This is a genomic window from Mesorhizobium sp. RCAM 05099, from assembly GCF_059683685.1.
Genome location: NZ_CM185035.1, coordinates 2,844,605 through 2,858,742 on the forward strand (window position 1 = coordinate 2,844,605; position 14,138 = coordinate 2,858,742).

At 64.9% G+C, this 14,138-nt stretch carries 1 protein-coding gene and 2 pseudogenes; 2 read left to right on the forward strand and 1 reads right to left on the reverse strand.

Features of this window, described 5'->3' with window-relative positions:
* Window positions 1-150 precede the first annotated feature (150 nt).
* Window positions 151-5,649, reverse strand: a pseudogene (locus AC56QQ_RS14080) (alpha-2-macroglobulin family protein).
* Window positions 5,650-5,921: 272 nt separating this feature from the next.
* Here AC56QQ_RS14080 and AC56QQ_RS14085 point away from each other — a divergent pair.
* Window positions 5,922-7,849 (forward strand): annotated as a pseudogene (locus AC56QQ_RS14085) (autotransporter assembly complex protein TamA).
* A gap of 3 nt (window positions 7,850-7,852) precedes the next feature.
* Window positions 7,853-13,906: a translocation/assembly module TamB domain-containing protein gene (locus tag AC56QQ_RS14090; RefSeq protein WP_497128003.1), complete on the forward strand. Its 6,054-nt coding sequence runs from the start codon at window positions 7,853-7,855 to the stop codon at window positions 13,904-13,906.
* Window positions 13,907-14,138 lie beyond the last annotated feature (232 nt).

Consider the following 14,138-nt stretch of genomic DNA (forward strand, 5'->3'; position numbering starts at 1 on the left):
TCACCCTTACCCTCTCCCCGTGAAGAACGGGGAGAGGGGGGCACCAACGTTGGAGCTTGACCCTTCTCCCCGTTTTTCACGGGGAGAAGGGTCCGGTAGGCGGATGAGGGGCAGCGCAATCGCCACTGTCATGATCGTTACCATCGGGCCTTACGGCGCCTTGATCTCCATCATGCCGGTGGCGGTGCGGGCCGAATATTGCGGCCGGTACATGTCCTCCACCGTTGCCGCCGGATGGGCATAGGTGCCCGGCGTCACCGCGCGCACGACATAGGCGAGCGTGATGTTGCGGTCGCCGTCGCCCTCATTGGGGTTGAAGGCCGCGACGAAACGGTCGTCGCGGAATTCGAGGTGGGCGGCATCGGTCTGCGCCAGCCAGGAGAAGTTCGACAGTTGCGCGCTGGAGACCAGGCCCGGATTGTCGATCTCGAAACCTGCCGGCAACAGGTCGGTGATCAGCAGACGCGAAGGCCAGCTGTTCTGCTCGTAGATCTTGAGCACGACAACATAGCGTTCGTTCTGGGTCGCCTCGGTGACGTTGGCTTCGGTGCCATCGAGCTTGTAGTAGGTGCGGTCGATGGTGAAGCCGTCGCCGCTTGCCGGCAAGGGCTGGATCGGCGACGCCACCGTGGTGACGACAGCCTGCAGCGGGGTCTTGCCGGTGTTGGCGATGGTCAGCGGGCTGTCGACCAGGTCGCTACCGTTGATCTGGTCGGAATAGCCGCCGGCATGCGGCGCGCCATTGACGGTCAGCGTGATCGAATCATTGCCTTCCTTCAATGCACGGGCCGCCAGCAGCATCCAGGAATCGTCCTGAGTGCTGGTCCAGCGGGCTTCGGCGCGTTCCCTGGTCACCAGCTTGATCAGCTCCGGCACGATCGTCGGCACCGGCTTCGATTCCGCCGCCAGCGCCAGCATCGCCGCGCCGTCACGCAGCGGCGAGCCATAGTCGGAGCGGTAGTAATCATACTCGGTGGTCGACTTGGCGAGCTGCAGGGCAGTCCGGAACGTCGCTTCCGAGCGCGGCGTGTCGCCGTAGAGCGCCAGGCTGGCCGCCAGCTGGGCAACCGCCATCGGGCTCGAGAAGGCTTCGAGCTGCGTGTCGGCATAGTAGCGCAGATCGCCGATCGAGGCCTTCTTGTTGCGGGCCAGGACGTAGAGGGCGTAGGCGATCTCGCTGCCACGGTCCTGGACGCTCTGGTCGTAGCCCAGCGAGTTCTGCAGGTTGCCCAGCGCCTGGTTCATGGCCAGGCTCGGCACGTCGTATTTCTGCTCGCGCGCCCTGGTCAGGAAGTCGGTGACATAGGCGTCGAGCCACAAATCGCCGGAGCCCGGACCCCACAGGCCGAAGCTGCCGCCCGCGGCCTGGTAGCTCAGCACCTTGTAGATGGCGTCCTGGACACGGCCATGCAGGTCGGGGTCGCTGGCCATGCCGATGCCGGATGCCATCTCGTTGACATAGAGAAGCGGCATGGCACGGCTGGTGGTCTGCTCGGCGCAACCATAGGGGTAGCGGTCGAGCGTCATCAGCAGCGACGGCACGTCGAAGGCCGCCGCCTGCGAAACGCCGACACTGACCGAAGCGCCGCCAAGCAGGCTTGCCGCCGAGGAGCTCCTTGTCGACGCGCAGCGCGCCGCCATTGCCCTTGAGGTCGACGACCAGGCGGGTGGTGACCGGCAGCTGCGCCGGGCGCACCGGCACATAGAGCGTCTGTTCGACAGCTGTGCCGTCGGCATGGGCAAGCTTGATGGTGATCGAGGCATTGCCCGCCGTCTGGGCGACCAGCGGCACGGTCAGCGTCTGGCTTTTGCCTTTCGCGAGCGTCAGCTTTTCGGGCAGCGGCCTGTCGCCGGTCGACAGATCACCCGTCGTATCGATCGACAGCTTGTAGTCGCCAGCCGGACCATCGGTGTCGGCGACATCGAGGCGCATGACGGCGGCGTCACCAGGCGAAAGGAAGCGTGGCAGGCCGGCGGTGATCACGATGGGATCACGCACGATGACGTCCGTCTGGGCATGGCCGACCGCTTCCTTGGTCCAAGCGACAGCCATGACGCGCACGGTGCCGTTGAACTGCGGGATGTCGAAGTCGATCCGCGCCTTGCCTTCGGCGTCGAGCTGGACGGGGCCGGAGAAGAAGGCGACCAGCTTTTCGGTCGGCGGGCTGCCTTGCGCCTGCATGTTGGCGCCGTCGCCGCCGGTCCTGAGCTTGCCGGCATTGCCCAGCGAGCCGTCGATCAGGCGGCCGTAGATGTCGCGGATCTCCATGCCCAGCATGCGCTGGCCGAAGAACCAGTTTTCCGGGTCCGGCGCCTTGTAATTGGTCAGGTTGAGGATGCCGACATCGACGGCGGCAACCATGACATAGGCGTTGCTGCCGGGCTGCACGCCGGCCACGGAAACCGGGATCGACAGTTGCTGGCGCGGCATGGTCTTGTCCGGCGGCGTCAGGGCAACAGTGAGTTTCTTCGAGCCCGGATCGACCTTCAGCCATTTCACGCCGATGGCGCGGGCCGGCATGCGCGTTTCCTGCGCATCGCCGGGCCGGAACAGGGTTGCCGTGACATAGGCGCCGGCCCCCCAATCATCACCAACCGGGATGTCGACGGTGCTGCCGCCGGCCGGCACGGTTGCCGTGACGGTTTTCAACAGCTTGTCGGCGCCGATGTTGATCAGGAGTTCGCCGGCAAAATGCGGCGAGACCTTGAGTTTGGCCACTTCGCCGGCGGCGTAGGTGTCCTTGTCGAGGGCGATTTCCAGGCCATCGGGCGTTTCGGTGGTGGTCGAGGCGACGTACCAGCCGGCATCGAACTCGTAGCTGGTCGCCGGTCCCTCGGGATCGGATGTCTCGACCTCGAGCCGGTACTGGCCCCAATCGACCGGCACGGAGACTGTCGCGTCGCCATCGGCGCCGAGGTCGACCTGGCCGTTGGCGATCGACTTGGTGAAGGTGACCGGCTCGTAGTTCCAGGAGTTGTTGGAGCGGTACCACTGATAATTGCGCTCGACCTTGACCAGCGTCCACAGCGCGCCTTTCAGCGCTTCGCGCTTGCCGTCGGGGTCGACGGCGATCAGGCTGAACTTGGCCGTGCCGCCTTGCGGCACTTCATTGTCGGCGAAATCCGGACGGATGCCGATCATATGGCCCTGTGGGCGGATGCCGATGTTGAGCGAACGCTCGATGGCGCGGCCACCGGTTTCGCGCATGCGCACCGTCACCTTGGCGTCGACCAGCTTGGTGGTCGAGGGCAGTTGCTCGACCGAGACCGGGAAGGTCACCTTGCCGTCATCGCCAACCACAGGCAGACCGGTGAGGGGGTGACCGAGGGTTCGGCCGACTGCTCGTCGGCGAGGCCGAAGGAAAAGCCCTGGAAGCGGTCCCAATCGCGCGACGTCGACAGCGTCAACTCGCCTTCCAGGGCAAGGCCCGCCGCCGGAGCGCCATAGAGGAAGCGGCCGTCAATGTTGATGTTAGCGGTTTCGCCCTGCGCGATCTCCTTTTTGTCGGCGGTCATGTCGAATTCGATGCGATCCGGCACGAAATCCTCGACCAGGAACATCTGGCTGGCCACAGCCGGCTGCTTGGGATCGGTGTAGATCGACACCGACCAGGTGCCGCGCATGGCGTTGGGCTCGAGCGGCAGGTCGACGGCATGGCCGCCAGCCGATGCGCCGTCGCTGACGATGCGGCGGTCCTCGACGCCGTCGGGGCGCGAGAAGATGAAGGTCAGCGGCAGGTTATCGACCGCCTTGGCAGCGCCGTCGCGGGCAAGGGCGGCGACATGAACATCCTCGCCGGCGCGGTAGATGCCGCGTTCGGTCCAGGCATAGACGTCGAGCGCGCCGGGCGCCGCGCGTCCGGTGACGCCGCGGTCGGACAGGTCGAAGCCGGCTTTGGACATGTCGAGGAAGACAAAATCATTGTCTCCCTGCTTCGCCATCAATACGGCCGGCACCATGCCGCCATCGCCGCGCGTCAGGCCGGGGTTGAAGACGGCATGGCCGTCGGCATCCGATGTCGCGGTGCCGAGAACCTCGTTGTTCCGGGCGACCAGCGTCAGTTCGGCGCCCGCTATCGGCTTGGCGCTGCCCAGCGAACGGGCAAAGACATTGAGCCCATCCTGGCCGGTATAGGTCGACAGACCGATATCGGAGACGACGAACCACTGCGTGGCCATCGAATTGTAGTCATCGCTCTTGTCGTTGACGGCCTGGGCGGTCAGCACATAGACGCCCGGCTTGCGCTGCGGCAGCGCTTCGTCGACCGGGAAGGAGGTGGTTACCTCCTTGTTGAGGTCATTGACGATGTCGAGCTGGCCCTGCCAGACCGGCGCGCCCATCTGCTCCGAAATGTTGGAGATGTCATAGCCGTCGAGCTGGTGGAGGAACTGGTAGCCCGACAGAAGCTGGGCCAGCGAGCGGTCGCCGATGCGGTAGAGCTTCATCTCGGCTGCGTTCATGTTGACGGTGACGACCGGAATGCCGCGGCGCGCGCCGGCCGGCAGCACGAAGCTGTCGCCGGTGAAGCGGGCCGACGGCGCCCGGTCCTGTACATAGATCGACAGCACCACGGGTGCGGCGGTCACTTCGCCTATTGCCGCCGGCAGGCCGGCGCGGAAGGTGACGTCGTAATGCTGCCCGTGCTCCAGTCCCTCGACGCAGATCTGCTTGTCCTTGGCCTCGACGCCCTTGGGCGGCGCGTTGTCGACGGTGACGAACTGCGCGTAGTCGACGCCGGTCTTGACCAGGTCTTCGGAGAATTGCGCGCAGATGCGCGGCGCGCTGGTGTCGGCATCGACGGTGTGGTCGATGACGCGGAAACCCTTGCGGGATTTCAGATCGGCATAGTCGGCCTGGACGGCCGGCGAGGGCACCAGCGCAAGGCTCGCCTCATAGGCCTGCAATGCCGGCCGGTAAAGGTCGCGCTTGTCGAGGCCGTTGCCGAGCAAAGCCAGGACCTCGGCGCGCGTCTTGGCGGTGCGCAGCAACTTGTAGGCGTTGAAGGCGGCAGAAGTGCCGTTTGCCGGCAAAGTGGAGGCATCGGATGTGTTGGCGGCGGGCTGCACGGCCAGCGTTTCGCGCGCCAGGGCAAGCCATAGCTGGCCATCATCGGGCATGACCGACACGGCGCCTTCGTATCTGAGCATGGCGGAGCGGTGGTCGCCGGTAAGCACGGACTGCTCGGCGGCGCTCGTCAGCGCAGCCAGCCCGTCGGTCGGCTTGATATAGGCCGGGCCGAGCAGCTTGTTGCGGTACTGCTGGGCCTGGTCGGCCATCCAGTTGGGGAAGAAGGCGAGTTCCGGCGGCGCGCCGATGTCGGGGTCGCCGTCGACTTTGACGACCTTGCCGGCGACCGCGCCGTTGAAGGGCTTGAGCTGGTTATAGTCGGATTTGAGGAAACACCATTTGGCCTTGGTGTTGTATGTGAATGCGCGGCAGGCCGGATCGCCCAGGCATGTCGTCTTGCACTGATCGAGCGTGACATTCTGGTCGGACCTGAGGTCAAAGCCGAAATAGTCGGAATTGACGGTCGTTGCGATTCGCCGGGCTTCGGCCGCTTGCGCGACGCCACTCCAGGCGAAGACATTGGCCCAGGCGAAAAAGAGAAGGATCAGGATCGACAGACCACGAGCCGCGCGCATTGTCATAACACCCTCCAGACACTGCTGACGTCCGGGCATGATCAAGCTTCAGTCAAGCTTGTCAACACAGGGACGCGGCAGGGTTCCGCCTGCCAACGGTTTCCTTTCCGGCCAATGACCGGTAGTACCTCCATAGGACAGGGGATCACGCTTTCTTGCGGCAACGCAAAGAGGTGTGAATTCCAAGCCCGTGCTATTTCAGACAATTGGATTGTGGCCCCTTTACGAGCGCTTCAGAACTTCATTCCAATTTTAGTTTTATAACCTAGGTTGTCTTAATGCCGGCGCATGAAGAGCAGATGTCAGGAGGTACCGCGCCAGGGCGTGTGCTTTCGCGCGCCCTGCTTTTGGCCGTGATTTGCTCGACCGCGCTTGTCGCCGAATCGAGGCCGGCGGCCGCTTTCGAGCTTTTCGGCATCAAGCTGTGGGGTTCCTCCAGCGACGCGGACGCCGACATCGTCGATCCGCTGCGCTATGCCGTGACCATCAATGCGCCCGACGCCGACAAGGATCTGGTCAAGAGGCTCGAAAACGCCTCGACGCTCAAGGGCGACGAGGGGCACCCGGTCTCCGGGTCGCTGGGGCTGCTGGCCAAGGCGCGCAGCGATCGCGAACAGCTTGTCGCCGCCCTCTATGCCGATGCACGCTACGAGGGCGTCGTCACCATCACCATCGACGGGAAGCTGCTTGACGATTTGCCGCCGGATGCCGAATTCAAGGGCCCGCAGCCGATCCCGGTGGTCGTCGACGTCGCCAGCGGCCCGAAATTCACCCTCGGCAATATAAGGCTGGAAGGCGATGCGGCGGGGCTGATGAGCGCCGACTACGGCCTGATCACCGGCGGTGACGCCGGGTCCGGCGCGGTGCTCAAGGCCGAGGCGCTGATCGTGCTGGCGCTGAAGCAGGAAGGCAGGCCTCTGGCCAAGGTGACGGATCGGCAGATCGTCGCCGATCATGCCACCTCGACGCTCGACGTGACGCTGACGGTCGCCGCCGGCCCGGTCGCCGGCTACGGCGATACCACGGTGGAGGGCACCGAGAAGGTCGACCGCGACTTCACCGAATACATGACCGGCCTCAAGCGCGGCCGGCAATACTCTCCCAGGAGATCAGCGATGCGCGCGACAGGCTGCTGGGGCTCGAGGTCTTCAACAGCGTGACGTTGAAGGAAGCCGACAAGCTCGACGCCGACGGCAACATTCCGATCGGCGTCCAGGTCAGCGAGCGCAAGCCGCGCTATTTCGGGCTTGGTGGTACCGTTTCCAACACCGAGGGGCTCGGCCTGGAAGGCTATTGGGGCCACCGCAATCTGTTCGGCCGGGCCGAAAAGCTGCGCATCGACGGCGCCATCAGCGGCATCGGCAGCAATGATCTCTCCAAGCTCAACTACAATGCCGGCGTCATGTTCGAAAAGCCGGGCGTGATCGGGCCGGCGTCCAAATTCTTCGCCCGCTTCAAGACCGTGCTCGAGCATCCGGACGCCTACGACCATTTCTCGGTCAAGGGCAGCACCGGCCTGTCCTATGAACTGACCAAGAAACAGACGGTGTCGGCCGAGGTCGCGCTCGACTATTCACGGATCCATGACGCCTTCGGCAAGCACAAATATCTGATCGCCAGCATTCCGCTGCAATATGTCTATGACAACAGGGACAATCGGCTGAACCCAACCAGCGGCTTCAGGTTGCTGGCCTACGCCGAACCGAGCTACGACATCTTGAGCGGCGCCGCCTTCCTCAAGCTGAAGGGTGAAGGATCGGCCTATCAGTCGCTGGACACGGCTTCGAAATTCGTTCTGGCCGAACGTGTTACGGTTGGCTCGATCGTCGGCACCGGGCTTCAGAATGTTCCGGCCGACCGACGCTTCTACTCCGGCGGCGGCGGCTCGGTGCGCGGCTACGCCTATCAGGGCATCGGTCCCAAGGATTCCACCGGCCAGCCGATCGGCGGCCTGTCCTTCTTCGAGACCTCGGTCGAGATGCGTATTGCCGTCACCGACACGATCGGCATCGTGCCGTTCGTCGATGCCGGCACGGTGTCAACCAGATCGGTGCCCAACTTCTCCGACGTCAAGGTCGGCGCCGGTGTCGGCCTGCGCTATGTCACGCCGTTCGGGCCGCTGCGCATCGACGCCGCCGTGCCGCTCAACCGGGATCCGGGCGACCCGCATTTCGGCATCTATGCCGGCATCGGACAGGCGTTCTGAGCGATGAAGATACTCAAGCGCATCCTTCGCATTGTCCTTTACACACTGCTCATCGTGGTCGCCGGGGCGATCGGCGCGCTCGTCGTGCTGACCAAGACCGAGCGCGGCCGCGACAATCTCGCCGGCATCATTTCGCGCCCGGCATCGAGCGACGACCGCAAGATCACGGTCAGCGGCATCAACGGTATCTGGTCGGGCGCCTTGACGGTGGATGATGTCGTACTGGAAGACCGCGAGGGCGCCTGGCTGGTTGCCCGCAAGGTCGAGGTTAACTGGTCACCGCTGGCGCTGCTGTCGAAGAACTTCAGTGCCGACCGCATTGCCGCCGACCGTATCGAACTGGCGCGGCTGCCGGTGGCAGGTACGCAACAGCCGGCGCAGAGCGGTACCGCGACGCTGCCTGTCTCCATCGACATCAAGCAGATCGACCTGCCTGAAATCGCGCTTGGCCAGCAGCTGGCCGGCAGCGGCATCGCCGAACTTGCCGCCAAAGGAATGCTCAAGGCCGATGCCGCGCCGCTGGCGGTCGAGACGAAACTCAACATCGCCCGTCATGACGGCAAGCAGGGCAATGTCGACGCCAAGATCCACTTTGCGCCAGCGGACAACAGGCTCGACCTCGACCTCAAGGCCTCGGAGCCGGCAGGCGGTATCATCGCCAACCTGCTCAAGCTGCCCGATACGCCGCCAGTCGACATAACCGTCTCGGGCACGGGGCCGCTCGCCAACTGGAACGGCATCGCCACGTTCACGGTCGACGGCAAGATTGTCACTCAGCTGACGGGCCGCCACCAGTCGACCGACAAGGGCAGCCATGTCGAGGCCAAGGGCGACGGTGAGTTCGAGCGTTTCCTGCCCGAAAATCTGAGGCCGCTGTTTGCCGGCAAGACCAGCTTCGATGTCGCTGGCACCGCAACATCAGCCGGTGGCATCAGTATCGATCGGGCCAGCATCGACACGGATGCCGTGCATGGCACCGCGACCGGCATCGCCGATCCTGCCGGCGCCAGCGATCTCTCGGTTGAACTCGCCGCCAAGGGCGCGCCCGTGCAGATCACCGTGGGAAGCGCCGCGCAGCCGATCGCGCTGGCGATCAGGAATGCCACCGCCCGTGCATTCGGCGACGGCAAGGCGCCGATCGTCGATATCAGCGCCTCGCTGGCTTCAGTGGTGGCGGGCGGCACCCAGCTGAACGATCTGGCGGCGCAGATACACTCCGACGGCTTCGATATCCAGAACCGTGCCGGGCCGGTTGCCGTCAAGCTGCAGGCGGGCGGTCTGAAGACCGATGTCGCGACGCTGGCGCCGCTGATTACCGGCAAGGTCGATGTCGACCTGGCCGGATCGATCAGCAAGGATGCCATCGCCATCGACCAGGGTACGTTGCGCTCCGACGCGCTCAACGCCTCGCTCACCATGACGGTCGCGCTTGCCGATCTGTCGATGCAGCTCAAGATGAATGCCGACGCCGTGTCGACGGCCTTGCCGCCACAGATCAGCTCGGTGCTCGGCGAACGGGTGAAATTCTCGGCCGCCGCGACGCGCGATCCGCAGGGGTCTTTTTCCGCCAATTCGATTTCATTCACGTCCGGTTCGCTCAGCGCCAGTGGCACCGCCAGCGTGCAAGGCACCGACATCCAGGCCGATATCAAAGGCAGGCTGGGCGACGTCTCGGTGCTGTCGCCGATGGTCGGCGTGCCGGTTGCCGGCGGCGTCGATTTCGCGCTGTCGGCCAGCGGACCCAGGACCGCTCCGGATTTCACGGTTTCCGCCGACAGCGACAGCCTGACGGCGTCTGGACGAACGGTGAAGGCGATCAAGCTCACCGCGAGCGGCAAGGCAGACATATCAAGCCCTTCCGCTGACGTTTCGCTGACCGGCTCCGTCAACAACCAGCCGCTCGACATCAAGGCTGCGCTGGTGACCAGCGAGGGCAGGCGTTCGATCAATGGCTTCCTGGTTTCGTTGGGCGACAACAAGGTTTCGGGCGACCTGGCGCTGGACGACAAATTCATGCCGTTGGGCACGCTTACGCTCGACGCGCCTGCCATCGATCAGTTGGCTGCACTTGCCGGCCAGGCGGTGACGGGCGACATCAATGGCACCATCCGCTTCGCCAAGGAGGGCGACGCGCCCTCCGTCGCCATCGATGCGAAGAGCACGTCGATCGCGCGTGGCGAGGTGACGGCCAAGGCCATCACCGTCAACGCGCTGATCGCCAACTATCTCAAGGCGCCGGCGATCTCCGGCACCATCAAGGCTGATACCGTCACTTCGGGCACCACTGAAATCAGCGGCATCGGCGTCGACCTGAAACGCGATGGCGACTGGACCAATTTCACCGGTGGCGCCACCATAGCAGGCATTCCGGCGACCGCGGCCGGCCGGGTGAAGATCGCCCAGGGCACCACCAGCGTCGAAATCGCCTCGGGCGAGGCCACCGTTCGCGGCATCAAGGCGGCAATCGCGGCACCGTCGACGCTGACCATCGCCAACGGCACGACCAGCGTCGAAAAACTGGCGCTCGATGTCGGCGGTGGCTCGGTGGCCTTGTCCGGCACCGCCGGCCAGACGCTCGATCTGGCGGCACAATTCTCCGCGCTGCCGGCAGCGCTTGCCAATGATTTTTCGCCCGGCCTCGATGCCGTGGGCATACTCGGCGGCACGGCACAGGTTACCGGTTCGCCGTCCGCTCCCGAGGTTCGGTTCAACGCGCAACTGGCTGGCGTCGAGACCAGCCAGACCCGCCAGGCCGGGCTCGGGCCGCTCGCAATCGACGCGGTCGGCAGCTACACCATGGCCGGCGGCGTCGTTCTCGACCATGCGACGTTGTCCGGCGACAAGATTTCAGGCAAGGCAGCCGGCACCATCAATCCGAACGGCAGCAGCGATTTCGCCGTCGATCTTACCTCGTCCGGTCCCAGCCTGCCGCTGACGTTCGGCAGTGCCGCGAGCCCGGTGAAGATCGAGATCCAGTCCCTGTCGGCAAAGGTTGCGGGCGAAAGCACGAAGGCCCGCCTGGATGTCTCCGCGATCCTGCCGTCAGTCACAACCAGCCCGGCCAAGGTGGACGGGCTCGTCCTGGCATTGCATTCGGACGCGTTCGATCTCAAGAGCCGCGCCGGACCGGTTTCCGGCACGGTGTCCGTGGATAAGGTTGGTCTCGACAATGCCACGATCGCGCCGCTGATCGCCGGCAAGGTGACGGCAGCGCTCAACGCCCGGCTGACATCGGACGCCGTCGCCATCGACAGCGGTTCGCTCAAGAGCGATGCGCTCAACAGCCAGGTCGCCGGCCAGGTATCCCTCAGCGACGGCGCCATCGACCTCAAGCTGAGCGCGGATGCCCCGTCATCGGCCTTGCCGGCGGCGGCGCGGGGCATGCTTGGCGAACGCGCGCAGATCAGCGCCACACTGAAGCGCGACCCGAACGGCGGCATCAATGTCGATGGGCTGAAACTGGTCTCGGGCGCACTGACCGCACAAGGGCAGGCGAGCCTTGCCGACAACAAGCTGGCCGCTGCCATCACCGGCTCTCTTACCGATATCTCGTTGCTGTCCAAAGACGCCAAGGGGGCCATTGCCTTTGCGCTGAACGCACAGGGGCCGGCCATCGCACCGGATTTGTCGCTGACGGTCAACAGTGATCGGCTGCTGGTGGCGGAGCGCGAGATCACCGGGCTGAAACTCACCGCCACCGGCAAGGCGGATGCGGCCAATCCGGCGGCGAATGTGCAACTGACCGGCAATGTCGCGGGACAGGCGCTGCAGGGCAGCGCTGTGCTGGCTACCGCCGACGGCAAGAGCGCCATCAACGGCCTGCTGCTGTCGCTCGGCAAGAACAGGATTTCCGGCGATCTGGCGCTGGACGAGAAGTTCGTGCCGGTCGGCACCATCTCGCTCGATCTGCCGGATATCGGACCGCTTGCAGCACTGGCGCTGGAAAAGGCCGAAGGCGACGTGCGCGGCACGATTGCCTTCTCGAAGAATGGCACGGCACCCCAAGTCGCGATCAAGGCGGCGGCTGCCTCGATCACGCGCGGCGACCTCCAGGCGAAGGCCGTCTCGGTCGATGCGCTGATCGCCAATTATCTGGCGGCACCGGTGATCTCCGGAAAGATCCGCGCCGACACCGTCATCTCAGGCGCCACCGTGATCAGCGGCATCGACGTCGACCTGACGCGGGACGGCGACTGGACCGGTTTTTCCGGTGGCGCCACCGTCAAGGGCATTCCGGCCAAGGCCGCGGGTCGGGTGAAGGTTGTCAACGGCACCACCACCATCGAGCTTGCATCCGGCCAGGCCACCGTCCAGGGCATCAAGGCGGCCATCGCCCAAGCCTCGACGATCAGCATCGTCAATGGCACGACGACCCTGGACAGGCTGGTGCTCAATCTCGGCGGCGGGACGGCGACGGTGACCGGCAAGGTCGGTCAGGCGCTCGACATCAACGCGGCGCTGGCGCGGGTGCCGATGTCACTCGCCAACGGTTTCTCGCCGGGGCTCGACGCCGCCGGTTCGATTTCGGGTACGGTAAAGGTGACGGGCGCGCCTGCAAACCCCGCCGTTGCCTTCAATATCGACGCGGCCGGCGTGCAGACGTCGCAGACCCGTGCCGCGGGTCTCACCGCGCTGAGCGTTTCCTCTTCCGGTGCCTTTGCTGCCAACAAGCTGACCTTCAATGCCAATATCGGCGACGGCGCCGGCCTTGGCCTCAAGGGCGGTGGCACGGTGACGACGTCGGGCACGCCGGCGCTGGTGCTCGACTTCAATGGCGGCGTGCCGTTTGGTATCCTGAGCCAGAAGCTCGCGGCACTGGGCCTGTCGCTGAGCGGGACGGCCAATGTCAATGTGCAGGTGCGCGGTCCCGCGACATCGCCTGTCATTGGCGGCAGCGTCAGCACGTCCGGCGCCCGCCTGATCGATGCGCGCTCGGGGCTTGCCGTCAACAACATCACGGCCGACGTGTCGATCGGCGGCGGCGTCGCCGGGATCAACCGGCTGACCGGAACGCTGTCGACGCGCGGCAGCCTGTCGGCCAGCGGCACGGTCGGTATCAATCCGGCGCAGGGCTTCCCGGCCGACCTGTCGATCAAGCTGGTCGACGGCCGCTATACGGACGGCCGAGTGGTGACCGCCAATCTCGGTGGGGACCTGACCATCAAGGGACCGCTGACGTCGGCGCCGGTGATTGCCGGAACCATCAATCTCGCCAAGACCGTGATCACGGTTCCAGACAAGCTGCCGGGCTCGCTGGCAGCGCTCGACGTCAAGCACAAGAATGCGCCGGGTGCGGTGCGGGCGCAGGACAAGGCGTTGCGCCCGGCGACGACCAGCGGCGGTGGCGGCGGCAGCGGTCTCGCTCTTGATGTCACGGTCAACGCGCCGAACCAGATCTTCATTCAGGGCAGGGGCGTCGATGCCGAACTCGGCGGCTCGCTCAAGTTGACCGGCCCGGCCTCGTCGCCGCAAGCGGTCGGGACCTTCACCCTGCAGCGCGGACGGCTTTCGATCCTCGGCAAGCGGCTGACCTTCACTGAAGGCACGGTCGGCTTTTCCGGCTCGCTGGTGCCCTATCTCAATCTGACGGCGACAACGACGACGACCAGCGCCACCGTCACCATCGTGGTGTCGGGCGAAGCGACCAATCCGAAATTCACTTTCTCCTCTGTACCGGCATTGCCGGAGGACGAGGTGCTGGCGCAATTGATCTTCGGTCGCTCGATGTCGAACCTGTCGCCGCTGCAGATTGCTCAGCTCGCTGAAGCGGCCGGGCAGTTGGCCGGCGTCGGCGGCTCGACGTCGCTGCTCGAAAACCTGCGCAGCGCCATCGGCGTCGACGATCTCGACGTTACCACCGACGACAAGGGCGGCACCGCGGTCTCGGCGGGCAAGTATCTGAACGACCGCACCTATGTGACGATCCAGAAAGGCGACAAGCCGGGTTCGGGCAAGGCGACCATCGACCTCAATGTCGGGCGCGGCGTCAAGCTGCGCGGCGAGGCCAACGACGCCGGCGAAGCCAAGGGCGGCATCTTCTACGAGAAGGAATATTGATGTTTCGGCCGGGTTTTGGCCTTATCGCGGCTTGAGACTGGCGCTGTCCGGGCGTGGGCAAATGTCTCAGTCTAATCAACTATCGAGATTCCAGCGGAATCCGTCGGGCAGTAGCAATTTTGCGCCAAGACTGTCGTTATCACGCGAACCGCCCCCCTTCCAAAGTTGCACATTCCTGGACATGTTCCCAATCCATGTCGTCTTTGACATCAGGGCCTGGATGCGGAATGTT